The sequence below is a fragment of the Streptomyces sp. NPDC104096 genome, assembly GCF_055584385.1.
In genome coordinates this window covers 17,891-44,232 of the sequence record NZ_JBVJMD010000044.1, presented here as the reverse complement: position 1 = coordinate 44,232, position 26,342 = coordinate 17,891, and the positions used below count along the sequence as shown (strand labels likewise).

Genomic DNA, 26,342 nt, shown 5'->3' with positions numbered 1-26,342 from the left:
CCGCCCCGGACAGGCCTCTCCTACTTCCGGCCGGGCGTCCAGTCCATGCCCCATCCGTAGGTCTGGTCGACGGTCCGCTGCGGGCTCACCCCGCGTCTGGGCACCAGGTAGCGGGCCTCGCGCTGGACGACCAGGTCACCGCCGTTGTTGGTGATGAGGGCGAGCGCGCACACCGTGGAGGGGACGGTGCACTCGTCGAGCGAGAAGTCGATCGGGGCGCCGTACTGCGGGGTGAGGGTGACCGTCGCGTGCAGGTCCGCGAAGGAGCGGGCACCCTCGTAGATCGTCACGAAGACGAGGATCCGCCGGAAGTCGCGCGCGTGGTCGAGGTTGATCGTGAGGTTCTCGCCGCTCGCCGTGGCGCCGGTGCGGTCGTCGCCGTCGAGGTGGATGTACGGCGGCCGGTCCAGGGCTCCGAACGCGTTGCCGAGTGCCTGTACGACCCCCTTGCGGCCGTCGGCGAGTTCGAACAGGGCGCACAGGTCGAGGTCGAGGTCCGCGTGCATGGCGACGGCCCGGCCGCGCTTGCTGCCCCAGCCCGAGAACTGCTTGCGCACCTCCCAGTTGAGGTTCACGCGCATGGCGCCCGAGGTGCCGCCCTGCTTGGTCAGCGAGACCGACGGCGTGGCCTTCGTGAGGGTGACCTTGGACAGCCGGACCGGCTGGGCGGGGGGCGGCGGGGCCTGGTGGGCCGGCGGCGGCACGGTCACCGGCAGGGCTACCGGCGGCGGGGGCGTCGTGGTCACCGGGGGGACCGTCGGCGGCGGGGCCACGGGCATCGGAGGGGCCGCGGGCGGCGCGCCGAACGGGTTCAGCGGGGTGACGAGGGTCGGATCCCGGGGGGCGGGAGCCGAGGGCGCAGGGACGGGGGCCGGCGCGGAGGCCGGGTGCTGCGGTTCGTCCACGGTGATGCCGAAGTCCGTCGCCAGTCCCTCCAGCCCGCTGCCGTAGCCCTGGCCGACGGCACGGAACTTCCAGGCGCCCTGGCGCCGGTAGAACTCGCCCAGCACGAACGCCGTCTCGACGGTCGCGCCCGTGCTGTCGAAACGCGCGTGGACCGTCCCCCGCTCCGCGTCCCGGACCTCGATGTACAGACCGGGGATCCGCCCGAACGTGCCGCCGTCGGCGGAGGCGGCGAGGACCACGGTCTCGACGGCGGGCTCCACGCGCGCGAGGTCGACGAGGAGGGTGTCGGTCACCCGGCCGCCGGCGTCCTGGCGCTTCCCCTCGTGCCGGACGGCGCCGGAGGAGTGCACGGGCTGGTTGTAGAAGACGAAATCCCCGTCGGAGCGGACCTTGCCGCCGACCAGCAGGAGCGCCGAGGCGTCGGCGTCCGGAACCCCGGGACCGGCTCCCCAGCCCAATTCGACGCGCAGTGCCGTCGTCGGCACCGGCGTATTGGATCCTTTCGACATTGACATGTCCGCCCCCATCACGTCCCACTCGCCGGGCCGGGTCCCGGCCCCCATCGGGTTGTCTACGGAACCAACCTATTCCGCGCGGTGGCGAACTCCCATGGAGAGGCGGAAACCCGGGAGGTCAACCACCGGTAACCCCTCCGGAACTCGGGCTTTACACGATCGGCACCACGCTTGGTGCCCCTTTTCCCCATGTTCGCTCGCATTGGGGATCCCAGGTCACTACGGACGCGGAAAACAACCCTCTTATCGGTCTCCCCAACCAGCACATCGTGGGCTTAACTTATGTGCCATGACCTCCCCCCGCTCCACCTATGGCGGCGGCTACTACTCCGCCTCCTTCCCGGACACCCCGATCTACGACTCGCTCGTGGCCGAACGGGGCACTCCGCAGATCGCCCCGATCCGGGTCCCCGCCGCGTACGACACGGGCAGCAGCTTCCCGTCGATGGGCAGCAACCTGCCCGCGCTCCCCTCGGCGCTGCCCGCCCTGCCTCCGGCACCCTCCCAGCCGAGCTACGGCTACCCGCAGGCGCAGCAGCCCTCCCCGCTGCAGCAGGCGCCCGCGGCGTACGTCCCGCAGCAGGCGGCGCCCCGCGGCTACCCCGGTCCGCAGCCGCAGCAGCCCCGCCCGGTCCAGGCCGGCATGGGCTACGAGGCCATGCGTCCCGCGGCCGCCCGGCCCGCTCCGGCTCCCTACCAGGATCCGTACGGCAACCAGCAGCAGTACCGCGGCGGCTACTGATCCGTTCCTGACCCGTCGGTGCCACCTGGCACGATGGGAATCATGGAGAAAGCGGACCTGCGGTCGATTCACGTTCATCCGGTCAAGGCGTTCCGGGCGCTGTCGCTCCGGGAAGCCGTCGTGGAGCCCTGGGGGCTGGCCGGGGACCGACGCTGGGTATTGATCGACGACGGGGGAAAGGTCGTCACCCAACGCCAGCAGCCGCGCCTCGCACAGGCCGCCGCCGAGCTCGTGCCCGGCGGCGTCCTGCTGTCCGCGCCCGGCCTCGAAGCGCTGACCGTCCCTCAGCCGGAACCGGCCGGGACGGTGCCGGTCGAGATATTCCGCGACAAGGTGGAGGGCGTGCTCGCCGGCCCCGCCGCCCACGCATGGTGCAGCGCCTTCCTCGACGCAGACGTGCGTCTCGTACACATGGACGACCCGGCCGTGCGCCGCCCGGTCGACCCCGATTTCGCGCTGCCCGGGGAGACGGTCTCCTTCGCCGACGGCTTCCCGCTGCTGGTCACCACGACCGCCTCCCTCGACGCCCTCAACACGCTGATCGCGCAGGGCCGCCACGCCGCCGAGGGCCCGCTGCCCATGAACCGCTTCCGGCCGAACCTCGTGGTGTCCGGGACCACCGCCTGGGCCGAGGACGGATGGCGCCGCATCGCCGTCGGCGAGGTGACCTTCCGGGTCGCCAAGAAGTGCGCGCGCTGCGTCGTGACCACCACCGACCAGGCCACCGGTGGACGCGGCAAGGAACCGCTGCACACCCTGGGCCGGCACCGCCGCATCGACGGCGGCCTGATCTTCGGCCAGAACCTGGTGCCCGAGTCCCCCGGCACGCTCCGGGTCGGCGACCCGGTCACGGTCCTCGACTGAGCGGCCGGCTCCGGGAGGACCGCTTCACGGAGGCGCCTCCGCCGCCTGCCCGCCTGCCCGCCTGGACACCTGCACGCTTCGTCGACTCCTCGCGGGCTCGCGGGATGCCTGCGTGGTTCGGGAACCCTGCGCCGGGACGCGCTCGTTGGGATTTTCGCGAGCAGTTCATGCAAGGCCCCGGCCGGAGGTGACTTCGCTCTCTTCGACCGGACGCACGCGTGAACGCCGCGCACGGGGATATCAGGGAGCGGGAAGGGGGGCGTCACGGTGCGAGCGATCGGCGGGCTCTGGCGTTGGCGGCACAATCCGCTGCGGCGCGCGACCGACCTGGCGGAGGCCTGGCTCGCGCTCGTGGCCCTGCTGTTCGTCCTGGTCGTCGCGCCGGTGACCGGGTTCCTCGTCGGTGGTACCGCCCAGGACGCCCTCCAGCGGGCGGTCCGTTCCCAGCACGCCTCGCGGTACGTGGTGACGGCCACCGTGGTGCGCCGGCTGACCCGTTCCGCGCTGGAGGCCGACCCGGAGACCTCCGCGCTGCGCGACAGCCGCAGCCGGGTGACCGCCGACTGGAGAGCGCCGGACGGCACCGCGCGCCACGGCCCGGTCGTCACGACCCTCAAGTCCCCGCACCGCGGCGACCACTTCACGCTGTGGACCGACGCGCACGGCACCCTCGTGGCCCGCCCGCTGGACTCGACGACGGCGACGACGCACGCCGTCCTCGCCGGACTGGGCACGGCCATGCTGACCGTGGGTCTCGTCGAGGGCATGAGACGGCTCGTCCTGTGGCGCATGGTCCGCCGCCGGTACGCGCGTTGGGACCGGGCCTGGCTGCGGGCGGGCCCGGACTGGGGCCGGACCGGCACCGGCAGCTGAGGGCGCGTCGTCGGCCCGGCCGCCTTCGGCCTCTGGTCAACCCACCGTGCGCGCGCACGCTACGGTGGACCGGCCGATACTTCGGCATCGACCCGCGTACGACGAGGTGGGGGCACGGCAACGCCATGGCACAGGGCACGGTCCAGGTGACGCACACCGGTACTTCGAGGTGGCGGCGCCGCACAGGCGAGTACGCCTCGCTCGCCGCGGCCCTGGAGGCCGCGGCCGAAGGTGACGTCCTCACCATCGCCCCGGGCACCTACCGGGAGAACCTCGTCGTCGACCGGGCGGTGACGCTGCGCGGTCCCGAGGGGGCGGCCGGCTCGGTGCGGCTCGCGCCCCTGGACGGGGTGCCGCTGACGGTGCGCGCGTCGGCGGTGGTCCAGGACCTGCACGTGGAGGGGCAGGACGCGGCGGCACCGGCGCTGCTGGTCGAGGACGGCGCGCCGGAGCTGCACGACGTCCGGATCGTCACCCGCTCCGCGGCCGGCATAGAGGTGCGCGGCGGCGCCCGGCCCACCGTGCGGCGCTGCACCGTCGACAACCCGGCGGGCATCGGCATCGCCGTGGTCGACGGCGGGGGCGGGGTGTTCGAGGACTGCGAGGTCGTCGCCTCGGGCCAGTCCGGCGTGCTGGTGCGCGCGGCCGGCCATCCACGCCTCGAGCGCTGCCGGGTGCACCACACCTCGGGTGCGGGACTGAGCGTCACCGGGGACAACTCGGCGCTGGAGGCGGTGGGCTGCGAGGTCTACGAGGTGCGGGGCAGCGGTGTGCAGGTCACCGCGCGGGCCACCGCCCACCTCACGGACTGCGATGTGCACCGCACCACGGCCGACGGCGTCACCCTGGACACCGACGCGGTGCTGACGCTCGCCGACTGCCGGATCCACGACATCCCCGAGAACGCGGTCGACCTGCGTTCCCGCTCCGTGCTGACGCTGACCCGCACGACGGTGCGCCGGTTCGGCCGCAACGGGCTGTCGGTGTGGGACCCGGGCACGCGCGTGGACGCCAACCAGTGCGAGATCTTCGACAGCACCGGCGACTACCCGGCCGTGTGGGTCAGCGACGGCGCGACCGTGGTCCTCGACTCCTGCCGGGTGCACGACGTGCCGGACGCGCTGTTCGTCCTGGACCGCGGCTCGCGCGCGGACGTCGTCGACAGCGATCTCTCCCAGGTCCGCAACACCGCCGTGTCGGTCAGCGACGGGGCCACCGCACAGCTCGACGACTGCCGGATCCGGGACGCGGCGACCGGGGCCTGGTTCCGTGACCACGGCAGCGGCGGCACCCTCAACAACTGCACCGTGGACGGCACCCAGACCGGCGTGATCGTCACCAAGGGCGCCGACCCCACCATCGAGCGGTGCACCGTCGACTCGCCCGCGGAGGCCGGGTTCTACGTCTCGGCGGGCGGCCGGGGCAGCTTCCTGGACTGCCGGGTCACGGGCAGCGCCGGCTACGGCTTCCACGTGCTCGACGGCTGCCGTACGACGCTGCGCAAGTGCCGTACCGAGCGCTGCGCGCGCGGCGGGTACGAGTTCGCGGAGGCCGGCCCGGACTCCGCGCCCGGCTCGGGCCCGGTCGTCGAGGACTGCACGAGCGACGAGAGCGCGGGGGTGCGGGCGCCCAGGGCACCGGAGCCGGAGCAGACCGTGCAGCAGACGGCGGCACGGTCCACGGGCCTGCTCGGCGCCATCCCCGGCCAGCGCGTCACCGAGCAGGAGCCGCTGGTCCCCGCCGCGCCGCCGGAGCAGCGCACGCGCACCTCCACGGCCGTGCTCGGTGAACTCGACGCGCTGGTGGGTCTGGACAGCGTCAAGCGCGAGGTGCGGGCCCTCACCGACATGATCGAGGTGGGCAGGCGCCGCAGGGAGGCCGGGCTGAAGGCCGCCTCCGTCAAGCGTCACCTCGTCTTCACGGGCTCCCCCGGCACCGGGAAGACGACGGTCGCCCGCCTCTACGGCGAGATCCTCGCCTCCCTCGGTGTGCTGGAGCGGGGGCATCTGGTCGAGGTGTCCCGCGTCGACCTGGTCGGCGAGCACATCGGTTCCACGGCGATCCGCACCCAGGAGGCGTTCGAACGGGCGCGCGGTGGGGTGCTGTTCATCGACGAGGCGTACGCGCTCTCCCCGGAGGACTCCGGCCGTGACTTCGGCAAGGAGGCCATCGACACCCTGGTGAAGCTGATGGAGGACCACCGGGACGCGGTGGTGGTGATCGTCGCCGGGTACACGGCCGAGATGCAGCGGTTCCTGTCGGTCAACCCCGGTGTGGCGTCCCGCTTCTCCCGGACCATCACCTTCAGCGACTACGGCCCGGGGGAACTGCTGCGGATCGTGGAGCAGCAGGCCGAGGAGCACGAGTACCGGTTGGCGTCGGGCACCGCGCAGGCCCTGCTGAAGTACTTCGCGGACCTGCCCAAGGGTCCCGCTTTCGGCAACGGCCGTACGGCCCGGCAGACGTTCGAGGCGATGGTGGAACGGCATGCGGGCCGGGTCGCCCAGGTCGCGGAGCCGAGCACGGACGACCTGACCCTGCTCTACGCGGAGGACCTGCCCGAACCGTCCTGAGGCGGGCCGCCGGTGGGACGCGGGCCCGGCACGTCCGGCCGCAACCGGGCCAGCAACCGCTGCCGTTCCCGCGCGAACACCGGGTCGGCCTGGTAGTCGGAGTGTCCGAGGACGGGTGCGGGCAGCGGGTGCCGGTCGGTGCGGCCGTACGCCATCGGGTCCTTCAGCGGCGCGCGGTCCACTTCGGGGCCGCAGTCGCCGGGCAGGCGCACCGGGCCGCCGATGGGGTCGGTGAGGCGGTAGAGGTTGCGCCAGCAGGCCACCTCCCGGTGCAGTGAGCTCAGCGCCCCTGGTCCGAAGTGGGCCTGGAACCACCGGCCGTAGAGCCGCTCGAGCGGGGAGCCGTAGGTCAGCAGGGCGACCCGGCCGCGCTCGGACGGTCTCAGCTGCCAGAGGGCGGCGGCCGCGAGCACGCTGCCCTGCGAGTGCCCGGAGATCACCAGGCGGCCGCCCGTGTCGCGGGTCCAGGTGGCCATCCGCCAGGTCAGGTCGGGGACGGCGCGCTCGGCGTAGCAGGGCGGGGCGAAGGGGTGGGCGGCGCGCGGCCAGAACGTGCCGACGTCCCACAGGATCCCGATGGTGCGCCGGGCGGTGGCGTCCTTGTAGGCGCGTCGGCCCCAGGTCACGAAGACGATGAAGCCCAGTCCGATCAGCCAGGAGCCGAGTGCCTGCGCGGCGTCGGCGGCGCCGTGCACCGGGGCGGGTGTGCCGTCGGCGGCGCCTGCCGGGGTCCGTCCCGTGCTCAGGGCGCCGACGAGGGCCGCGGTGCCCAGCAGCAGGGTGGTGCCCGCGGTGACGGCGACGACGAGGGGGCCCCGGTCGGTGAGGGAGGCCATCGCGCGGGCGTCGGCGATACGACGGGTGCGGGCCGGGTCCTTGGTCTCCGCGGGATAGTCGCGCTCGACGGCCGCCCGTTCGGCCCGGCGCAGCCGCAAGGCGGTGCGGCCCAGCCCGCCGCACAGCACGAGCAGGACCGCGAGCAGCCCGGGGATGACGGACGCCTGCCAGGTCAGCAGGACCGGCGGTCCGGGGATCGAGGCCTTGGTGCCGTCCAGCCAGTCGGCGACCCGCTGGGACACGCCACCGGACATCACCCCGCCCAGGGCGCAGGCCAGCAGCGCGACGGCGGGTCCGGCCAGGCCGCGCAGCACGGTGCGCGGGGCGGGGTCGCTGCGGTACAGGACGTGGGCGACCGCGGCGAGCGCGAGGACGATCAGGCCCTGGGCGAGGGCGAGGGTGCCGAAGGCCGCGTCGCCGGCCAGCCGCCCGTGCGAGCGCCAGTGCGGGCGCTCCCAGCCCGCGTACACCAGGGTGAGCAGGAGCAGGGTGAGGGCGGCGGGCGGGAGTCGGCGCACGAGGTGCCCGTCGAGGGCCCGGTCGAGGCGGTGCTCGCTGCGGCCCCGGCGGCAGACGACCTGGACCACGGCGGCCGCCGCGGCCACGAGGGCAGCCTCCAGGAGCCGACCGAGCGTGTCCAGGGCGGCCGGTCCGCCCGGCTGCCGGTCGAAGCGGGCGGCGGGCGCGGCCACCGCCGCGGCGACCGTGAGCAGTCCGGCGGCGGTGTGCGCCGCGCGCAGCCGGGCCACCAGCCGGCGTCCGTACCAGAAGCCGGGCCGGCCCAGCGCGGTGCGGTCGGCGCGCGCCTCGGGTCCGGCGGCGTGGACGAGGGGCTGCTGGGACTCGTACGCGCTCCAGGTGCGGTGGGAGAGATACCAGAGCAGGGCGGTGAGGGCGGCGGGGAGCACGGCGGCGAGGGCGAGTCTGCGGCCGGGGCGGCTCCACCAGCCGTCGTCCGGGCCGGTGGCGGCCAGGAAGCCCAGCCAGGAGTGGCGTGCGGCGCAGGCGGGGGTGCCCGCGCACTGCCAGGCCGTGAGGTCGAGGGCGACCTCGCAGACGGCCGCGACCAGCAGCACGGTCAGGGTGAGGGCGGCGAGGCGCACCAACAGCCCGTAGAGGCGTACCGCGCGCGGGCGGCCCCGGGCGCCGGGGCGCATCCAGTGGGCGAGGTTGACCACCATGAACGGCAGCAGCAACAGCCACAGCGCGCGGGTGCCGTCGCCGGAGGTGAGGTTGGACCAGACGTAGGCCTCGGGCACCGGGCCGGGGCGGCCCTCGCCGGGGCCGCGCTCGGCGTCGACGTCCTCGGCCCGCCGGTACACGGCCGCGGTGTCGTCGCCGGTGACGCGCACGGTGCGCGGGTCGTTCAGCATCTTCTCGGGTGTGGCCCCGCCGACCCCGTGGACCAGGAGTTCCAGGGCGGGGCGCGGTGTCCCGGGCCGTGCGGCGGGGGCTGCCGCCGTCTCGGTGCCGGTGCGCTCCCGCGCGGGGTCGTGGGGAGCCTCCTGCGCACGCTCCCGCGTGGGCTCCGTACGCTCCCGCGCGGGGTCCTGTGCGCGCTCCGGCGGATGGTCCTGTGTTCTCTCCTGCGCACGCTCCACTGTTCGCACTTCCCCCGTGACGCACCGTCGGCAGCTCTCCGTGCGGCCTCAAGGATCGCCGCTCCGGGCGTGTCGCACACCTCCTGTCGCCGAATCTCCCCGATACGTGTGACAAGCGGGACGGCTCCGCGCTTCTGCATGGCATGCGCGCGTCGGTACGGGTGGTGGCGCACCCCCGGGGCCCACATGCGAGGATGAGACGCCCGCGCATCGTGGACGGGACGAATGTCCTTGTCGGAGCAGGTATGCGGGCCTGTCGGACGGCCTAGGCGAAAGGACCGGAGCGTACGTGAGTGAGAATCAGAACCTCCTCGCGGAGCAGCGGCGCGCCCTGATCCTGGACGAGGTCCGGCGCCGTGGCGGGGTCCGGGTCAACGAACTGACCCGCAAGCTGGGCGTGTCGGACATGACGGTACGGCGTGACCTGGACGCACTGGCCCGGCAGGGCGTCGTGGAGAAGGTGCACGGCGGCGCCGTGCCGGTGGTCGAGGCGAGCACGCACGAACCGGGCTTCGAGGCCAAGTCGGGCCTGGAGCTGAACGCGAAGGAAGACATCGCGCGCGCCGCCGCCGACTTGGTGGCCCCGGGCTCGGCGATCGCGCTCTCGGGCGGTACGACGACGTACGCGCTGGCGCACCGCCTGGTGGACGTGCCCGACCTCACGGTCGTGACGAACTCGGTGCGGGTCGCGGACGTCTTCCACGTGGCGCAGCGCACCTCGGGCCAGCGGCAGGGCACGGCGACGGTGGTGCTGACCGGCGGGGTGCGCACACCGTCGGACTCGCTCGTGGGGCCGGTGGCCGACCAGGCGATCGCGGCGCTCCACTTCGACGTGCTGTTCCTCGGCGTGCACGGGATATCGGTCGAGGCCGGTCTGTCGACGCCGAACCTGGCGGAGGCCGAGACCAATCGGCGTCTGGTGCAGTCGGCGCGGCGGGTCGTCGTGGTCGCCGACCACACCAAGTGGGGCACGGTGGGCCTGAGTTCGTTCGCGGCGCTGGACCAGGTGGACACCTGGGTGACCGACTCGGGGCTGCCGGCCCGGGTCCGCACGGAGATCGCGGAGCACGTACGGCGCCTGGTGGTGGCCGGCGAGCCGGACGAACCCGACGAGGATGCAGACATCTGACGGTACGCCAGCTAGGGTGGCTGCCCGTTCGACCGCCCGCTGCCTTCCGACCCCCGACAAGGAGGGCCCGTCGATGGCTCGCCGTCTGCGCCCGGTGGGGCTCGACCACGTCGAGACCGCGCCCCTGCGTCTGGTCTTCACCCGGGACATCACCGCCCCGCCCGAGCAGGTCTACAAGGCGCTCGCCGAGGACGTGCCCGGCTGGGCCGAGTGGTTCCCGGCGGTGACGCTCGCCCGGCCGACCGACGGCGGCGCGGGACGGGAGATACGGCTCAAGGGCGGCGGGCACTTCCGGGAGACGGTGCTCGCGGCCGAGGGCCCCGAGGTCTATGCCTACCGGGTGGACTCGGCCAACGCGCCGGGCGTCCGGGCCCTGGTCGAGGAGTGGCGGCTGACCCCGGTGGGCACCGGCACCCGCGTGCGGTGGACGTTCGCCGCGGACGGCAACGCGGCGTTCCGGCTCGTACTGCGGCTGGCCCGGCCGGGACTCGGGAAGGCCTTCCGGGACGCGGTGGGGACGCTGGACCGGCGGTTGGCCGCGTAGGGCCTCTCGTTCGGACCGCCCGACGGCCGGTGGGGCGTGGCCGACCGGCCGCGGGGGCTCAGTCCGGCCAGACGCCCGTCCTCAGCAGGGACTCGATCGCCGCCGTGTACGGCGTGATGTCCAGACCCTGTTCGGCCAGCCACTCGTCCGCGTAGTACTTGTCGAGGTAGCGGTCCCCGGGGTCGCACAGCAGCGTCACCACGCTCCCCCTGCGCCCCTCGGCCGCCATCTCGGCGACGATCTTCAGGGCGCTCCACAGCCCGGTCCCGGTGGAACCGCCCGCCTTGCGGCCGATGACCTGCTCCAGGGCGCGCACGGCGGCGACGCTCGCCGCGTCGGGGACCTTCATCATGCGGTCGACGGCGCCGGGCACGAAGCTCGGTTCCATGCGGGGACGGCCGATGCCCTCGATGCGCGAGCCGCGGTCGCAGGTGACGTCCTGGTCCCCGGTGGTCCAGCCCTCGAAGAAGCAGGAGTTCTCCGGATCGGCGACACAGATGCGGGTGTCGCGCTGGGTGTAGTGGACGTAGCGGGCCAGGGTCGCGGAGGTGCCGCCGGTACCGGCCGTGGCGACGATCCACGCCGGCTCCGGGAACCGCTCCAACTCCAGCTGGCGGAAGATGGATTCGGCGATGTTGTTGTTGCCCCGCCAGTCCGTGGCCCGCTCGGCGTAGGTGAACTGGTCCATGTAGTGTCCGCCGGTCTCCGCCGCGAGGCGCGCCGACTCCTCGTACATCCGGCGCGAGTCGTCGACGAAGTGGCACCGGCCGCCGTGGAACTCGATCAGCCGGCACTTCTCGGCGCTCGTCGTGCGCGGCATGACCGCGATGAACGGCACCCCGATCAGGTTCGCGAAGTACGCCTCGGAGACGGCCGTCGAGCCGCTGGACGCCTCGATCACCGGGCGGCCCGGCCGGATCCAGCCATTGCACAGACCGTAGAGGAACAACGAGCGGGCCAGACGGTGCTTGAGGCTGCCGGTGGGGTGGGTCGACTCGTCCTTCAGATAGAGGTCGATGCCCCATGACTCGGGCAGCGGGAAACGCAGCAGATGCGTGTCGGCCGAACGGTTCGCGTCCGCCTGGACCTTGCGGACCGCCTCCTTCAGCCAGTCGCGATAGGCGTCGTCACTGCGGTCGACGTCGAGGGTCTCGCCGGTCCGGGTCTGCCGAGGGGTGCTCACGGCGGTGCTCCTAACGCTGCGCGCCGACGGCGCGTCGCGCGCCCGACACCTCGATCATAAGCACCCTCCGCACCACTTCTCACCTGCATAAACACATCTTTGAGCGGCCCAAAGAACACCTGCGGAACCGTCCCGGGGCCGACCTGGCGCAGATCGGGGGGCGCATTCGCGCGAGTGCTCCGGGTGCGCGCTGCCCGGACGTCGTACGCACTGGTGCTCGACGCGGTACGCGGGCAGACTTCAGCGGACGGGGCGAGGGTCCCGGACGGGGGCGCACACTGGATCACGGAGACGGGCTGGATCACGCCACGGGTCGGATCACCCGCGAGGCAGCGCGGTCCGGCGCACCCACGCGCACAAGGGGGCGGAACGGCATGGCGGAGCCGGAGTTCACGGCGACGGGCGTGCGGATCGGCAGGCGACTGCGTTCGCTCACCCGGGCCGGGCAGGTCCGGATCAGCGGCGGCAGGCTGGAGTTGCTCACGAGTTACGGCAGCGAGATCGACAGCGCGCCGGTCCAGGCGGTGCGGGCGTCGAAGCCCTGGTTCGCGCCGCAGGACCGCGCCCTGGCGGACCTCAACGGCAACCGGTACCTGCTGACCCTGGGTGACCACGACCCCGCGCCCGGCGAGCCGGGGCCACCCGCGGCGCGACGGTTCATCGAGGCCGTGCGCCGGGCCGCCGGACGGGGTGGCTGAGGCGCGAGTTGCGGCACGGACCCCACTGGGTCACGCTGTTCTCACGTCACTCTGGGTTTACCGGCGATAACGCTGCGAACCAGCCCGCCGGACATGACAGCAGGCGGCAGCTTCACCCCACGTCCTGCTGGATCCGAACTCCGTGTTCTTCCGGACCTACGTCGGGGAGTCGCAGCCGTGATCAGTCACCCACGCAGGCACTGCACGGTGGAGCTCCAAGCCCTGCCGTCGCGGATCGGCCAGGTCCGCAGAATCGTATCGGCGCAGTTGCGCTACTGGCATATGGACCCTCTCATCGACCGGGCCGCGCTCGGTGTGACGGAGCTTCTGACCAACGTCCACCGACATGCCCAGCCCGACAAGACATGCACCGTGGAGATGGAGCTGGTCGTCGACCGGCTGACCGTCTCGGTGCGCGACCACGACCCCCGGCTCCCGGTGGTCGACGACGCGGAACCCCTGGCCACCTGCGGGCGCGGGCTCGCCATGGTGGCCGCGGTGAGCGAGAGCTGGGGCGTCCGGCCGGACGGCGAGTCCGGCAAGGTCGTCTGGTTCACGCTCCCCACGACCATCTCCGCGCCGGCCCGCCCGGCACGCCGTACGGTCGCGGACAAACCCGCGCACCGGTTCACGGAGGTCGAGGTCACCGCCGACGGCCTCAGGCCCGCCCATGCTCCCGCCCGGTCGGCCGTTGTCGGCTGACCGGGCGGTGACCGGGCGGTGACCCCCGTCGGTGCCCCCCGTCCGGGCCCGTCCGGCACGCCGGGCCGACCGGACCCGGATGCACCGCACGTGACCCACCCCGGGCTCACGCCGTGTCGCGGCCACCACTCGCGCGACCCGACGGCCGTGCGCCGTGCTCCGCGACGGTCGGTGCCGGGACCAGGTCGAACGCCCAGACCAGGAAGCCGATCAGGTCGGCACAGCAGGCTCGGTCGACGCCTTCCCCGTCCGGGGACCGTACGGCCGCCCCGCCGTCGCCGTGGTCCTTCACCACGTCGACGGCCCGACGGCCGCTCGGGCGACGGTGGCCGTCGTCATGCCGTACCGCCCTTGTCCGTACGGCCGAACTGCTCGTCGAGGACGGACAGTCGGCGCCAGTACTCGTCCTCGTCGATCTCGCCGGAGGCGAAGCGGCGGCCGAGGATCGCGACGGGCGAGTCACCGGACGGACGGGGGTCGCCGAGCGCCTGCCACGGTCCGCGGCGGCCGCGCCGGGCGGTGCGGCGCAGGAAGGTGACGGCGCCGGTCACGACGGCCGCCCAGATCAGCGGGAAGAACAGGATCCAGGGGCCGGGACCGCCGTGCCAGTCGGCCAGCGTGGTCATCTCGGGTCATCTCCTCGGGAAGTCGGCGGACGGAGTCCTTGAAGTCGGTGGACGGAGTCCTTGGTGATGTACCGAGACTCGCCCCCGAGGGGGGTCCGGGTCGTCGTACGGCCAGCGGCAGTGCGCGTACCGCGGCGGGAGTACGCGGACGGTCCGCGGCTGCTCCCCCGGCTTTCCGGGCCGCTCCCCCGGCCGATTTCCCGGCCTTCGAGATTTCTGTAACTACTAGTATGTACAGTGGCGGCATGAGCACCTCGGAACGACTGATCGAGTCCACCCGGGACCTGCTCTGGGAGCGCGGCTACGTGGGCACCAGCCCCAAGGCGATCCTGGAGCGCGCGGGCGCCGGGCAGGGCAGCATGTACCACCACTTCAAGGGCAAGCCGGACCTCGCCCTGGCCGCCATCCGGCGCACGGCCGAGGAACTGCTGGCCACCACCGGTGCCCTCCTCGACGGTCCGGGCACTCCCTACGAGCGCATCCGGGCGTACCTCCTGCGCGAGCGCGACGTGCTGCGCGGCTGCCCGATCGGGCGGCTGACCATGGACCCCGACGTCGTCGCCGACGACACGCTGCGCGCCCCCGTCGACGAGACGCTCGACCGTGTCCGCGCACAGCTCGCCAGGGTCGTCGAGGAGGGCGTGGAGCAGGGCCAGTTCCCGCCCGGACTCGACGGCGAGGAGATCGCGGCGACGATCCTCGCCACCGTCCAGGGCGGTTACGTCCTGGCCCGCGCCTCCGGTTCCCCGGCCGCCTTCGACACCGGCGTCCGGGGACTGCTCTCCCTGCTCTCCCCCCGATAGGAGCACACGCGCGTGCACATCACCCGACAGCGTCCCGGGACCAGGCAGGGCCCGGCGGAGAACTTCACCGGCACGGTCTGGCTCGACGAGATCGCGGCCCCCGGCCCCCCGTCCCGGCTGCACCTGTTCAACGTGCACTTCGCACCCGGCGCGCACACCGCCTGGCACCGCCACCCCCGTGGGCAGGTCCTGCACGTCCTGGAGGGCGAGGGCCGGGTGCAGCGCGAGGGCGGCCCCGTGGAGCCGATCCGGGCGGGCGACACGGTGTGGGTCGAACCGGGCGAGCGGCACTGGCACGGTGCGGGCCCGCACACCTTCATGACGCACCTCGCGGTCGTCGAGGCCGCCGAGGACGGCACGACCGTCGAGTGGGACGTCCACGTCGACACACAGGACCTGCCCGCCTGAGGAGGCATCGCATGCACGCCATGCAGTACGAGGTCACCCTGCCCGCCGACTACGACACGGACGTCATCCGCGCCCGCGTGGCCCGCGTCGGCCATGCGCTGGACGACTGGGCGGGCCTCGGCCTCAAGGCGTACCTGCTGCGGGAACGCGGGGTGCGCGCGTCGCCGGTCAACCAGTACGCGCCGTTCTACCTCTGGAACACCGTGCGGGGCATGAACGCCTTCCTCTGGGGAGGGCCCTTCCAGGGGCTGAGCGACGACTTCGGGCGGCCCGTGGTGCGGCAGTGGACCGGACTCGCCCACGAGGAGGGCACGTCCGCCGCGGCGCCCGCCCGGTTCGCCGTCCGCGACCGCCGGCCGCTGCCCGACGGGGTGCAACTGTCCGCCCTGACGGGCCGGGCGGTGGACGAGGTCGGGCAACTGGCCCGCAAGGACGGCGCGGTGCTCGCGGCGGCGGCCGTGGACACCAGCCGCTGGGAGTCGGTCCACTTCTCCCTCTGGCAGCACGACACGCCCGAGACGGACGGCGAGGTGTTCGAGGTGCTGCACCTGTCGGCGCCGGGGCGGGACACGCTGCCGCGGGGCCGACAGTGGTGAGCACGGTCCGTACGGTGCTGGGGGACGTGCCGCCCGAGCGGTTCGGGGTGTGCGACGCGCACGACCACCTGTTCTTCGGCAGTCCGCTGCTCCCCGGGCAGGAGCTGCGCAGCGCGTCCGCGGCACGCGCGGAACTGGCCGCGTTCCGCGCGCAGGGCGGCGGCAGCGTCGTGCAGTGGACGCCGTACGGCCTGGGCCGCCGCGCGGCCGATCTGCCGGCGCTGTCCCGGGAGACCGGGGTGCACGTGGTGGCCGCGACGGGCCTGCACCAGGCGGCGCACTACGACGACGCGCTGCTCGACGGGCTGCGCGGCGGCCTCGCCGACCTCTTCGTCGGCGAACTGACCTCGGGCATCGGCACCTCGGGGGTGCGCGCAGGACTGATCAAGGTGGCCGGCGGCTTCCACGCCCTCGACGCGCACGCCCGCTGGACCATGACCGCGGCGGCCGAGGCCCACCGTGCGACCGGGGCGCCCATCGCCGTGCACCTGGAACTCGGCACCGGCGCGCTGGACGTGCTCGACCTGCTGTGCGGCGAGTCGGGCGTGCCGCCGCACCGGGTGATCCTCGGACACCTGAACCGTTTCCCCGACAGTGCGCTGCACCGCCAGGCCGCCGCGTCGGGCTGCTATCTGGCGTTCGACGGACCCTCGCGCGCCCACCACGCCACCGACTGGCGGATGCCCGACGCCGTGCGCGCGCTCGCCGACGCGGGACACGGCGACCGGTTGCTGCTCGGCGGGGACACCACGACGGCGGCCGCCCGGTCGGTGGACGGCGGTCCGGGCATGCCGTATCTGCTGCGCCGGGTGCGGCCGCGGCTGGCGTCGGCCCTGGGCGAGGAGCTGGTGGACCGCATCCTGACGGAGAACCCCGGCCGGGCCTTCGGCGTCGAGTGGCGCTGAGCGGACTCCACGCCGGCACTGAACGGACTCCGCACCAGCCATACTTGACCGATCGTTCTGCATTGCTCTAGCGTCCGGTCATGGCCAGGAGCAAGGAATTCGACCCGGACGCGACCCTCGACGCAGCCCTCGAACTGTTCTGGCAGCGAGGGTACGAGGCGACCTCCATGGCCGACCTGGTGGAGCGGCTCGGCATCGGCCGGGCGAGCATCTACGCCACCTACGGCAACAAGCACGACCTATACCTGAAGGCCCTGGAGCGGTACGGCGAGACGCGCGATCCGCTGCTGCTGCGCGAGCTGTCCCAGCCCGGCCCGGCGCTGCCGGCCGTGCTCGCGGTGGTACGGCGGTTCGCCGCCGAGGCGGCCGCCCCCGACAGCCGTGCGCGCGGCTGCTTCGTCACCAACACGGCGGCCGAACTGGCCCCGCACGACAGCGCGGCCGCCCGGCGCGTGGAGCTCAGCTGGGAGCACCTGGAGACCCTGCTGCACTCGGCGCTGGTCCGCGCCCAGGCCCAGGGCGAGCTGCCCCCGCACCGCGAACCCCGGGCGCTGGCCCGGATGCTGCTCGTCCTCATGCAGGGGCTGCGGGTCGTCGGCAAGGTCTCGGCCGATCCGGCGCGGGTGCGGGAGGCGGCGGAACAGGCGCTCGCCATATTGGAATGAACGGTTCGGAAAATGGGTCCTCCGGGATCCGTCGCAAGAGTCCCCACGGGTCCGTCGCAAGAGTCCCCACGGGTCCGTCGCAGTGCTCCTCCGGGATCCGTCGCAGTGCTCCTCCGGGATCCGTCACGAAGGGAACGTCACGCCATGTCCGGAACTCGTTTCGCCCGCTTCACCGGCCGCACCGCCCTGGTCACCGGGGGCGGCTCCGGCATCGGACGGGCCGTCGCCCTGGCACTGACCGCCGAGGGGGCCCGGGTCGTCGTGGCCGGGCGCGGACGGGCGGCGCTCGACGAGACCGCCGCGCTCTCCGCGGCGGCGGGCGGCGAGACGGTCGCCCTCGTCGCCGACGTCACCAGGGCCGGTGACGTCGACGCGCTGGTCCGGGAGACCGTGGCCCGCTTCGGCTCGCTCGACGTCGCCGTCAACAACGCGGGAGTCTTCCGCGGCGCCGGGCCGGTGGCGGACGTGCCCGAGGAGGACTGGCAGACCCTGCTCGACGTCAACGTCACGGGCGTCTTCCTCGCCCTGCGGGCCGAGATCCGCCAGATGCGCGGCCAGCCGGGCGGCGGCACGATCGTCAACGTCTCCTCCAACCTGGGCCCCCACAAGCAGGCGCGCGGGCTCACCGCCTACGGGGCGTCCAAGGCCGCCGTCTCCGCCCTCACCCGAGGCGCCGCGCTCGACCACATCGCGGACGGCGTCCGCATCAACGCGGTCAGCCCCGGCCCGTCCGACACCGCCATGTCGCTGCGGCCCGGCGAGTCGCCGGCGGATCGCGCCGCGCGGATGAAGGAGCTGTCCCCGCTCGGCCGGGTCTCGTCGACCGAGGAGGTGGCCCAGGCCGTGCTGTACCTGGCCTCGGACGCGGCCGCGTCGGTGGTGGGCACGGATCTGGTGATCGACGGCGGGGCGGTGCTGTGACGGTACGGCCGTGGCGCGCAGGCGTGCACCTACGCGCTGAGCGCACCCAGGGGGTCGTCGAGAACCGGCTGCCACGCCAGCTCCGCAGCTCCCACCAGGCTGTTGTGGTCCAGTGAGCAGGCCAGGATGGGCACGCCCCCGCTACGGCCCCACAGGCTGCGGTCGGCGACCACCGCGCGCAGCCGGTCCGGGGCGGTGTCGATGAGGGTGCGGTGCAGACCGCCGAGGATGATGCGGTCGGGGTTGAGGATGTTCACCAGTCCGGCGAGTCCGAGGCCCAGCCGGTCGATCAGGGCCTCGACGGCGGTGCGGACCGCAGGGTCCGCGTACTCGTCGCGGATCAGGTCGTCGGCCTGCTTCAGCAGCGACTCCTCGGGGCCGGGCGCCCGGCCCGCCGCCGTGAGCAGCGCCAACGGGTCCGTCTCCACGTCGAGGCAGCCGCGGCTGCCGCAGTAACAGGGGCGGCCGCCCTCGGGGTTGACGGTGAGATGGCCGACCTCCAGGGCCAGGCCCGAACTGCCGGTGTGCAGACGCCCGTCGAGCACCAGCGCACCGCCGACCCCACGGTGCCCGGTGGCCACGCACAGCAGGTCACGGGCCCCGCGTCCAGCGCCGTGCCGGTGCTCGGCGAGCGCGGCGAGGTTGATGTCGTTGCCCGCGAACGCCGGACCGGTGATGCCCGCGGCGTGCACCCGCTCGGCGAAGATCTCCCGTACCGGCGCCCCCGCGGGCCAGGCGAGGTGCAGCGGGTTCAGGGCCAGGCCCTCGGGTTCGGCGACCGCGGACGGCACGGCGAGTCCCGCGCCCACGCACCGCCGCCCGGTCCGCCGCAGCAGCTCGGCGCCCACGTCCACGACGGAGCCGAGCACCTTCGCGGGATCGGCGTCGACGGCCTCGCAACCGGGGGCGGTCGCGACGATCCGGCCGCCGAGTCCGACCAGCGCGGCCCGGAACCCGTCGGCGTGCACCTGGGCGGCCAGCGCCACGGGCCCGTCCTCGGCGAGTTCGAGCCGGTGCGAGGGGCGGCCCTGCGATCCGGCGGCGGCGGGCCGGGCGTCGACCCTGATCAGGCCGAGTGCCTCCAACTCCACGGCGACGGCGCCCGCCGTGGCACGGGTGACGCCCAGTTCGGCGGTCAGCACGGCCCGGGTCGGCGCCCGCCCGGTGTGCACCAGCTCCAGCGCGGGCCCGAGCGCACCGCGCCCCCGGTCCAGCCGTGTCCTGGAGGTGGTCCCTTCCCCTGCCTGCCGGGGCTCCGCCTTGCCGCTCATGAGAGCGAGTCTCCCATGATCCGCTCGACGGCCGGCGAGCGCGGCCGTGTCGACATGCCCACGTCGGGCTCACCAGACATGGACCGGCTCACCTCTTCACATGACGCGGCACGGCTCACCGCTTCACTCGACACGGAACGGCTCCCGCTTCACCGGACACGGAGCGGCCCACCGCTTCACCGGGCGTGGACCGGCTCACCGCAGCCCGCTCACCCGCAGGGTGATGTTCAGCCGTCCGGTCAGCCCCAGCCAGGCCGGGGCCGTGCCCGGGTGGACCCGCGGCACCCCGTGGTAGGCGAGCCGCGACGGGCCGCCGAACACGAACAGATCGCCGCTGCGCAGTTCGACGTCCCTGTACGGACGCGCCCGCGTCTGCGTGTTGCCGAAGCGGAAGACGCAGGTGTCACCGAGGCTCAGGGAGACCACGGGAGCCTCCGACCGCTCGTCGGCGTCGCGGTGCATGCCCATCCGGGCGTCGCCGTCGTAGAAGTTGATCAGCGCGATGTCGTAGGAGGCTTCCGTGCCCGGCGCCGTCTGTGCCGTCTGCGGCTCCGGGCCGAGCGCGTCGCGCACCGCGCGCCGGCCCAGCTCACCCAGCCAGGCGGGGAACGGCTTCACCGGCGCGCCGTCGCCGTCGACGACCGTGCGGGCGTAGGCGTACGGGTACCAGTGCCAGCCCAGACAGACCTGCCGGGCCGTCATGGTCCCGCCGCCCGGCGTGGCCACCGTGCGCAGCCCGGCCGGCGGACGCGCCCACTCCCGGCAGGCTTCGAGCAGTTCCCGCTGCTCCCGGGCGTCGAGCCAGTCCGGCACGTGGACCGCGCCCGGCGCGAGGTCCGTACGGTCCCGGGGGAACAGTTCGGCGTCCATGGGCCCATCCTCCCGCACCGGGTCGCGGCACCGGCCCTGAACTGCGACTCGGCTAGCCTTGACGCACGATGAACGACGGTATGACGACTCCCTGGGGCGAGCTCCGGCTGGCCCGCTTCCCCAAGGACCCGCGCGATCAGTTGCGGGCCTGGGACGCCTCCGACGCGTATCTCCTGCGCCACCTCGCCGAGCGGCCCGGATCGCTGACCGGCGATGTCGTGGTCGTGGGCGACCGCTGGGGTGCGCTGGTGACCGCGCTGGCGGCGCACCGGCCGACGCAGATCACCGACTCGTTCCTCGCGCAGGAGGCGACGCGGGCCAACCTCGCCCGCAACGGCGTGGAGACCGGGGCCGTACGGCTGCTGACCACCCAGGACACCCCGCCCGAGCGGATCGACGTGCTCCTGGTGCGGGTGCCGAAGAGCCTGGCGCTCCTGGAGGACCAGTTGCTGCGGCTGGCTCCCGCGGTGCACGAGAACACGGTCGTGGTCGGCACCGGCATGGTGAAGGAGATCCACACCTCGACGCTGCGGCTGTTCGAGCGGATCCTCGGGCCGACCCGCACCTCGCTGGCCGAGCAGAAGGCCCGCCTGATCTTCTGCGAGCCCGACCCGGCGCTGAAGCGGCCGGCCCACCCATGGCCGTACGTGTACACGCTCCCGGACGGCATCGGCGCCGTCTCCGGACGCGCGGTCGTCAACCACGCGGGCGTCTTCTGCGCCGACCGGCTCGACATCGGCACCCGGTTCTTCCTGCGGCATCTGCCCGACTGCCGGGGAGCCCGGCGGGTGGTGGACCTGGGGTGCGGCAACGGTGTCGTCGGTACGGCGGTGGCGCTGGCCGAACCGGACGCCGAAGTGCTGTTCGTGGACGAGTCGTTCCAGGCCGTCGCCTCGGCCGAGGCGACGTACAGGGCGAACGGGGTGCCGGGGCACGCCGAGTTCCGGGTCGGGGACGGTCTGGACGGCGTGCCGGACGGCAGTGTCGACGTCGTCCTCAACAACCCGCCGTTCCACTCCCATCAGGCGACGACCGACGCGACGGCCTGGCGGATGTTCGCCGGGGCACAGCGGGTGCTGCGGCCGGGCGGCGAGCTGTGGGTGATCGGCAACCGGCACCTGGGCTACCACGTCAAGCTGCGACGGCTGTTCGGCAACAGCCGCCTGGTGGCAGGGGACCCGAAGTTCGTGGTGCTCAAGGCGGTCAAGCGGGGGTGAGCCGGCCGTCGGCGGTCAGCCCAGCACCTTGATGATCCGGGTCACGGCCTCCGCCATCGCCGACCGGCCCACGGCGAGGTACCTGCGTGAGTCGACCGCCTCCGGGTGCGCGGCGAGGAAGTCCCTGATGGCGCAGGTCATGGCGATGTTGAGGGCGGTGCCGACATTGACCTTGGCGATGCCTCCGGCGACCGCCGCGGTCAGTTCGCGGTCCGGGACCCCGGAGGAGCCGTGCAGGACGAGGGGGATGCCGACGGCGCCGGAGAGACGGGCGAGGAGGGCGTGGTCGAGGGCGGCGGTACGGGTGGTCATCGCGTGGGAGCTGCCGATGGCCACGGCCAGGGCGTCGACGCCGGACTCCGTCACGAAGGCGCGGGCCCCGGCCGGGTCGGTGCGGGCGCCGGGTGCGTGCGGATCGAGCGGCGGGGCTCCGTCCTTGCCGCCGATCTCCCCCAACTCCGCCTCGATCCACAGCCCTTGGGTGTGCGCCCAGTCGGCGGCGGCCCGGGTGGCGGCGAGGTTCTCCCGATACGGCAGGCGGGCGGCGTCGTACATCACCGAGCTGAAGCCGGCGGCCGCCGCCTGACGCAGCAGGGCGTCGCTCTGGACATGGTCGAGGTGCAACGCGACGGGCACGCCGGCGCGTTCGGCGGCGGCCGTCGCCGCGCGGGCGAGCGGGAGCAGTCGGCCGTAGCGGAATCTGACGGCGTTCTCGCTGACCTGGAGGACGACGGGCGACCCGGCCGTCTCGGCGCCGGCGATGACGGCCTCGACGTGCTCCAGCGTGATGATGTTGAAGGCGGCGACGGCGGAGCGGCTCGCGGCGGCGCGGGCGACGAGCTCGCCGGTGGTCGTGAGGGGCACGGCCCTTCCTTTCCGGGCGATCACGGCGATCAGGGAAATCAGCGGAGAGCGGCGGGGAGCAGGGGAGAGCAGGGGGGGCGGGGCAATCGGGAGCGATCGGGGAAGGGCGCGGGCGGTCGGCGCGGAGCGGAGGAGCCCGGAGGGGAATCAGCGAGGACGAGGATCGAGGATCACCGAGCGGGTGAGGTGGCGCGGGTGGTCCGGGTCGAGGCCGCGGGCCTCGGCGACCGCGACGGCGAGCCGCTGGGCCCGGACCAGTTCCGCGAGCGGGTCGAGGTCTCCCCGCACCCACCGGCCGCCGGTGGCGCCCACCTGCTCGGCCAGCCCCTCCGGCGCCTCGCCGAACATCCAGGTGGCGGTGCCCTCGGTGGTAACGCTGATGGGGCCGTGCCGGTACTCCGTCGCCGGGTAGGCCTCCGCCCACGCCAGTGCGGCCTCCCGCATCTTCAGCGCGGCCTCGTTCGCCAGTCCGACCGTCCAGCCCCGGCCGAGGAAGGTGAACTGGGCGCAGTCGACGAGCCCTTGGGACAGCTCGGCGGCGAGCGCGGTACGGGCGTCGGTGACCGCCGCGTCGCCGTGCAGCCCGAAGTGGGCGCGCAGCAGGGTGAGGGCCTTGGTGGCGAAACGGGTCTGGACGACGGAACGCTCGTCGGCGTGGTCGAGGACGACCAGGTCGTCGGCGGCGACCGCCACGGGCGTGTCGGGATCGCCGGTGAGCGCGACGGTGCGGGTACGGCCCCGCAGCCGCGCCAGCAGTTCCAGCACCTCGGTGGTGGTGCCGGAGCGGGTGAGGGCGACGACCCGGTCGTAGGCCCTCCCGTGGGGGAACTCCGAGGCCGCGAAGGCGTCGGTCTCCCCCTGGCCCGCCGCCTCGCGCAGGCCCGCCGCCGCCTGGGCCATGAAGTACGAGGTGCCGCAGCCGACGAGCGCGACCCGCTCCCCCGGCGCCGGCGGTACCGCGCGGTGTTCCGGCGCCTGGGCGGCGGCCCGGGTCCAGCACTCCGGCTGACTGTCCAGTTCCTCCTCGACATGGCTCACGCCGTGCCCCTCCCCGGGAGAATCAGAGCCCGCTTGATTGTTCTTGCAACATATAGCGCATTTTCGAGCATCTTCAAGCATTCGGAGTCGGTCAACCTGCGCTAGGGTCGCCGGGAGATCGAATGCCGTGGGCGGAAACGTCGAGTGCCGTGGACGAACGGAGAGGTGCGGATGTCGCGCGACGCGCGCTGGAAGGCGCTGCTTGAGCTGCTCGTCGAGCGCGGCCGGCTGGACGTCGAGGAGGCCGCCGCCGACCTGGACGTCTCGTCCGCCACGATCCGCCGCGACTTCGACCAGCTCGCCGAGCAGCAGATGCTCGTCCGCACCCGGGGCGGGGCGCTGGTGCACGGGGTGTCGTACGAGCTGCCGCTGCGCTACAAGACCGCCCGCCACGCCTCCGAGAAGCAGCGCGTCGCCAAGGCCGTGGCCGACCTGATCGCGCCCGGCGAGGCGGTCGGACTCACCGGCGGCACGACCACGACCGAGGTGGCACGGGCCCTGGCCGTACGTGGCGACCTCGCCACCGGCTCCCCCGCGCTGACCGTCGTGACGAACGCGCTCAACATCGCGAACGAACTGGTCGTACGCCCGCAGTTCAAGATCGTGGTGACCGGCGGGGTCGCGCGGGCGCAGTCGTACGAGCTGGTCGGGCCGCTCGCGGACGGCGTACTGGGCCAGATCACGCTGGACGTGGCGGTCCTCGGCGTCGTGTCCTTCGACGTCACCCATGGCGCCGCCGCCCACGACGAGGCGGAGGCCGCCGTCAACCGACTGCTGTGCGAGCGTGCCGAGCGGGTGATCGTCGCCGCGGACTCCAGCAAGCTGGGCCGTCGGGCCTTCGCCCGGATCTGCGCGGCCGGGTCGGTGGACACGCTGGTCACGGACACCGACGCCGACGCCGACGCGGTGCGCCGGTTCGAGGAGGCGGGGATCCGGGTGCTCGTCGTCTGACCGCCGTACCGCACCCCCGGCCCGGTTCATGCGGGTTTTGCCCTCTCCAGACCGGTTCAGGCAGGTTCGGCTGAGTTCGGCCTAAGCTGGAAGCCGCGTGATGTGGGCCGGTCCAGGGAGGCTGCGATGACGGAGACGTCGTTCGACCAGGACATGCCCGCGGGCGCGCGTTACGTGCCGATCGCCGATCACGGGCTCATCGGCGACCTGCGCAGCGTGGCGCTGGTGGGATCGAACGGCACGATCGACTGGTACTGCTGCCCCTCCTTCGACGCGCCCAGCGTCTTCGGCTCCATCCTGGACGCCGAGCGCGGCGGCTCCTTCGAACTGGCGGCGACCGTGCCGGCCCGGACCAAGCAGTTCTACTTCCCCGACACCAACGTCCTGATCACCCGGTTCTTCACCGAGGACGGCGTCGGCGAGGTGCAGGACTTCATGCCCGTCACCTGTCACACGGGCAGCGAGGCCGACCGCCACCGGCTGATCCGGCGTGTGCTGTGCGTACGCGGCTCGATCCCGTTCCGTGTCCGGGTGGCGCCGCGCTTCGAGTACGGCGCCCGGCCGCACACCCTGCGCCTGGACGGCGACGTGGCCGTGTTCGAGTCCGCGAAGCTCTCCCTCGGGCTGACCGCCACGGTCGTCCTGGAGGCCGACGGGTCGGACGCGCGGGCGGATTTCAAGCTCGCCGAGGGCGAGTCGGCGGTGTTCGCGCTCGACCAGCTCGGCGGCGAGCTGACACCGCGCCGGTGCCCCCGGATGGAGGCCGAGGAGCAGTTCACCGCCACGGTGGCATACTGGCGGCACTGGCTGTCCGCCTCCAAGTACCGGGGCCGCTGGCGGGAGATGGTGCACCGCTCCGCGCTCACCCTCAAGCTGCTCACCTACGCCCCCACCGGCGCGATCGTGGCCGCGCCGACCACGAGTCTGCCCGAGCAGCTGGGCGGCGAACGCAACTGGGACTACCGCTACGTATGGGTGCGCGACGCGGCCTTCTGCGTCTACGCGCTGCTGCGGCTGGGCTTCACCGGCGAGGCCGAGGCGTTCATGAAGTTCGTGACCCGGCACATCAGTCCGGGCGACGGCAAGCCGTCCGGCCCCCTTCAGATCATGTACGGCATCGACGGCCGCACGGACCTGCCGGAGCGTGAACTGCCCCATCTGGAGGGCCATAACGGCTCCGCGCCGGTACGCGTCGGCAACGCGGCCGCCGATCAGCTCCAACTCGACATCTACGGCGCCCTGATCGACTCGATCTACCTCTACGACAAGTGGGCGGAGCCCGTTTCCAGCGAGCAGTGGGACGACGTGTGCGCGCTGGTCGACTGGGTCTGCGAACACTGGGACCAGCCGGACGAGGGCGTCTGGGAGACCCGCGGCGGCCGCAAGAACTTCCTGTACTCGCGGCTGATGTGCTGGGTGGCGATCGAACGGGGCATCCGGATGGCCAACCGGCGCGGCCTGCCCGCCGACCTGGCCCGCTGGCAGCAGCGCCGCGACACGATCTACCGGCGCATCCACAGCCGGGGCTGGTCCGAGGACCGTCAGGCCTTCGTGCAGTACGAGGGCAGCGACGTACTGGACGCGGCCGTGCTGATGATGCCGCTCAGCAAGTTCATCGCACCCACCGACCCCAAGTGGCTGTCCACGCTCGACGCGCTCACCCAGGACCTGGTCTCCGACTCGCTGGTCTACCGCTACGACCCGCTGGCCAGCCCCGACGGACTGCGCGGCGACGAGGGCACGTTCTCCATCTGCTCCTTCTGGTACGTGGAGGCGATGGTGCGCGCCGGCCGGGTGGACGAAGCGCGGCTCGCGTTCGAGAAGATGCTGACGTACGCCAACCATCTGGGCCTGTACGCCGAGGAGATCAGCCAGACCGGCGAACAACAGGGCAACTTCCCCCAGGCGTTCACCCATCTCGCGCTCATCAGCGCGGCCTTCAGTCTGGACCGGGCCCTGGGCTGACCGTTTGGGCCCTGAACTGACTGTCGGGGCCCTGGGCCGACCGTCCGGCCCCCGCGTCCGGACCCGCGCCCCGCC

The 26,342-nt window shown here is 73.3% G+C and carries 26 protein-coding genes; 17 read left to right on the top strand and 9 right to left on the bottom strand.

The genetic code is table 11. From position 1 onward, the window contains the following. Nucleotides 1-20: 20 nt before the first annotated feature. Nucleotides 21-1,415, bottom strand: a complete 1,395-nt coding sequence (locus ACZ60B_RS32175) for a TerD family protein (protein WP_469393274.1) — start codon at nucleotides 1,413-1,415, stop codon at nucleotides 21-23. 295 nt (nucleotides 1,416-1,710) lie between these two features. On the opposite strand from ACZ60B_RS32175, the gene ACZ60B_RS32170 reads away from it, so the two are divergent. The 4 genes from ACZ60B_RS32170 to ACZ60B_RS32155 all read left to right on the top strand — a co-directional run bounded on the left by ACZ60B_RS32170 (nucleotide 1,711) and on the right by ACZ60B_RS32155 (nucleotide 6,473). Next, nucleotides 1,711-2,163, top strand: a complete 453-nt coding sequence (locus tag ACZ60B_RS32170; protein ID WP_469393231.1) for a DUF6643 family protein — start codon at nucleotides 1,711-1,713, stop codon at nucleotides 2,161-2,163. Between the two features lie 42 nt (nucleotides 2,164-2,205). Beyond that, nucleotides 2,206-3,027 carry an MOSC domain-containing protein gene (locus tag ACZ60B_RS32165; protein WP_469393229.1) on the top strand — a complete coding sequence of 274 codons (822 nt, stop codon included), beginning with the start codon at nucleotides 2,206-2,208 and terminating at the stop codon, nucleotides 3,025-3,027. A gap of 267 nt (nucleotides 3,028-3,294) precedes the next feature. Further along, a complete protein-coding gene (locus ACZ60B_RS32160; protein ID WP_469393227.1) occupies nucleotides 3,295-3,900 on the top strand; it encodes an Rv1733c family protein in 606 nt (201 codons plus the stop codon). 125 nt (nucleotides 3,901-4,025) lie between these two features. Further along, nucleotides 4,026-6,473, top strand: a complete 2,448-nt coding sequence (locus tag ACZ60B_RS32155; RefSeq protein WP_469393225.1) for a right-handed parallel beta-helix repeat-containing protein — start codon at nucleotides 4,026-4,028, stop codon at nucleotides 6,471-6,473. Here the strand turns inward: ACZ60B_RS32155 and ACZ60B_RS32150 are convergent. After that, complete coding sequence (locus ACZ60B_RS32150; RefSeq protein ID WP_469393272.1) at nucleotides 6,443-8,728, bottom strand: hypothetical protein; 2,286 nt, start codon at nucleotides 8,726-8,728, stop codon at nucleotides 6,443-6,445. The genes ACZ60B_RS32155 and ACZ60B_RS32150 overlap by 31 nt on opposite strands. A 472-nt stretch (nucleotides 8,729-9,200) precedes the next feature. Between ACZ60B_RS32150 and ACZ60B_RS32145 the strand changes: the two genes are divergently transcribed. Further along, nucleotides 9,201-10,040, top strand: coding sequence for a DeoR/GlpR family DNA-binding transcription regulator (locus ACZ60B_RS32145; RefSeq protein ID WP_469393223.1), 840 nt, complete (start codon nucleotides 9,201-9,203; stop codon nucleotides 10,038-10,040). 73 nt (nucleotides 10,041-10,113) lie between these two features. After that, entirely contained in the window at nucleotides 10,114-10,584 is a 471-nt protein-coding gene (locus ACZ60B_RS32140) for an SRPBCC family protein (protein ID WP_469393221.1), read from the top strand. 58 nt (nucleotides 10,585-10,642) lie between these two features. On the opposite strand, the gene cds1 is transcribed toward ACZ60B_RS32140, so the two are convergent. Beyond that, a complete protein-coding gene (gene cds1 / locus ACZ60B_RS32135) occupies nucleotides 10,643-11,767 on the bottom strand; it encodes an L-cysteine desulfhydrase Cds1 (protein ID WP_469393219.1) in 1,125 nt (374 codons plus the stop codon). Between the two features lie 374 nt (nucleotides 11,768-12,141). Between cds1 and ACZ60B_RS32130 the strand changes: the two genes are divergently transcribed. Then, nucleotides 12,142-12,465 (top strand): hypothetical protein, encoded by a 324-nt coding sequence (locus tag ACZ60B_RS32130; RefSeq protein ID WP_469393217.1) that lies wholly within the window; start codon nucleotides 12,142-12,144, stop codon nucleotides 12,463-12,465. A gap of 177 nt (nucleotides 12,466-12,642) precedes the next feature. Further along, complete coding sequence (locus ACZ60B_RS32125) at nucleotides 12,643-13,167, top strand: ATP-binding protein (protein WP_469393215.1); 525 nt, start codon at nucleotides 12,643-12,645, stop codon at nucleotides 13,165-13,167. A gap of 106 nt (nucleotides 13,168-13,273) precedes the next feature. On the opposite strand, the gene ACZ60B_RS32120 is transcribed toward ACZ60B_RS32125, so the two are convergent. Continuing rightward, a complete protein-coding gene (locus ACZ60B_RS32120) occupies nucleotides 13,274-13,459 on the bottom strand; it encodes a hypothetical protein (protein WP_469393213.1) in 186 nt (61 codons plus the stop codon). A 43-nt stretch (nucleotides 13,460-13,502) separates the two neighbouring features. Continuing rightward, entirely contained in the window at nucleotides 13,503-13,793 is a 291-nt protein-coding gene (locus ACZ60B_RS32115; protein ID WP_469393211.1) for an SHOCT domain-containing protein, read from the bottom strand. A 245-nt stretch (nucleotides 13,794-14,038) separates the two neighbouring features. Between ACZ60B_RS32115 and ACZ60B_RS32110 the strand changes: the two genes are divergently transcribed. From ACZ60B_RS32110 to ACZ60B_RS32085, 6 genes are all read left to right on the top strand, one after another. Beyond that, nucleotides 14,039-14,596, top strand: a complete 558-nt coding sequence (locus ACZ60B_RS32110; protein ID WP_469393209.1) for a TetR/AcrR family transcriptional regulator — start codon at nucleotides 14,039-14,041, stop codon at nucleotides 14,594-14,596. A gap of 12 nt (nucleotides 14,597-14,608) precedes the next feature. Further along, nucleotides 14,609-15,004 (top strand): (R)-mandelonitrile lyase, encoded by a 396-nt coding sequence (locus tag ACZ60B_RS32105; RefSeq protein WP_469393207.1) that lies wholly within the window; start codon nucleotides 14,609-14,611, stop codon nucleotides 15,002-15,004. 11 nt (nucleotides 15,005-15,015) lie between these two features. Beyond that, nucleotides 15,016-15,600 (top strand): DUF4865 family protein, encoded by a 585-nt coding sequence (locus ACZ60B_RS32100; RefSeq protein ID WP_469393204.1) that lies wholly within the window; start codon nucleotides 15,016-15,018, stop codon nucleotides 15,598-15,600. Then, nucleotides 15,597-16,505: a phosphotriesterase family protein gene (locus tag ACZ60B_RS32095; protein ID WP_469393202.1), complete on the top strand. Its 909-nt coding sequence runs from the start codon at nucleotides 15,597-15,599 to the stop codon at nucleotides 16,503-16,505. The genes ACZ60B_RS32100 and ACZ60B_RS32095 overlap by 4 nt, the downstream gene beginning before the upstream one ends. An 80-nt stretch (nucleotides 16,506-16,585) precedes the next feature. Continuing rightward, the gene (locus ACZ60B_RS32090; protein WP_469393200.1) at nucleotides 16,586-17,170 is read left to right on the top strand and encodes a TetR/AcrR family transcriptional regulator; all 585 of its coding nucleotides are present in this window, start codon (nucleotides 16,586-16,588) and stop codon (nucleotides 17,168-17,170) included. 144 nt (nucleotides 17,171-17,314) lie between these two features. Next, complete coding sequence (locus tag ACZ60B_RS32085; protein WP_469393198.1) at nucleotides 17,315-18,091, top strand: SDR family NAD(P)-dependent oxidoreductase; 777 nt, start codon at nucleotides 17,315-17,317, stop codon at nucleotides 18,089-18,091. A 29-nt stretch (nucleotides 18,092-18,120) separates the two neighbouring features. Here the strand turns inward: ACZ60B_RS32085 and ACZ60B_RS32080 are convergent, their stop codons facing one another. Then, nucleotides 18,121-19,362 (bottom strand): ROK family protein, encoded by a 1,242-nt coding sequence (locus ACZ60B_RS32080; RefSeq protein WP_469393196.1) that lies wholly within the window; start codon nucleotides 19,360-19,362, stop codon nucleotides 18,121-18,123. A gap of 195 nt (nucleotides 19,363-19,557) precedes the next feature. Further along, complete coding sequence (locus ACZ60B_RS32075; protein ID WP_469393194.1) at nucleotides 19,558-20,232, bottom strand: alpha-ketoglutarate-dependent dioxygenase AlkB family protein; 675 nt, start codon at nucleotides 20,230-20,232, stop codon at nucleotides 19,558-19,560. An 80-nt stretch (nucleotides 20,233-20,312) separates the two neighbouring features. Here ACZ60B_RS32075 and ACZ60B_RS32070 point away from each other — a divergent pair, with 80 nt between their 5' ends. After that, nucleotides 20,313-21,449, top strand: coding sequence for a methyltransferase (locus ACZ60B_RS32070; RefSeq protein WP_469393192.1), 1,137 nt, complete (start codon nucleotides 20,313-20,315; stop codon nucleotides 21,447-21,449). A 15-nt stretch (nucleotides 21,450-21,464) separates the two neighbouring features. Here ACZ60B_RS32070 and ACZ60B_RS32065 read toward each other — a convergent pair whose 3' ends face one another. Further along, nucleotides 21,465-22,313: a class II fructose-bisphosphate aldolase gene (locus tag ACZ60B_RS32065; RefSeq protein WP_469393190.1), complete on the bottom strand. Its 849-nt coding sequence runs from the start codon at nucleotides 22,311-22,313 to the stop codon at nucleotides 21,465-21,467. A gap of 147 nt (nucleotides 22,314-22,460) precedes the next feature. Further along, nucleotides 22,461-23,351 (bottom strand): SIS domain-containing protein, encoded by an 891-nt coding sequence (locus tag ACZ60B_RS32060; protein WP_469393188.1) that lies wholly within the window; start codon nucleotides 23,349-23,351, stop codon nucleotides 22,461-22,463. A 171-nt stretch (nucleotides 23,352-23,522) separates the two neighbouring features. Here ACZ60B_RS32060 and ACZ60B_RS32055 point away from each other — a divergent pair, with 171 nt between their 5' ends. Both ACZ60B_RS32055 and ACZ60B_RS32050 read left to right on the top strand, forming a co-directional pair. Then, nucleotides 23,523-24,302 (top strand): DeoR/GlpR family DNA-binding transcription regulator, encoded by a 780-nt coding sequence (locus tag ACZ60B_RS32055; protein WP_469393186.1) that lies wholly within the window; start codon nucleotides 23,523-23,525, stop codon nucleotides 24,300-24,302. A gap of 126 nt (nucleotides 24,303-24,428) precedes the next feature. Further along, nucleotides 24,429-26,267 carry a glycoside hydrolase family 15 protein gene (locus ACZ60B_RS32050; RefSeq protein WP_469393184.1) on the top strand — a complete coding sequence of 613 codons (1,839 nt, stop codon included), beginning with the start codon at nucleotides 24,429-24,431 and terminating at the stop codon, nucleotides 26,265-26,267. The last annotated feature ends 75 nt before the right edge of the window (nucleotides 26,268-26,342 follow it).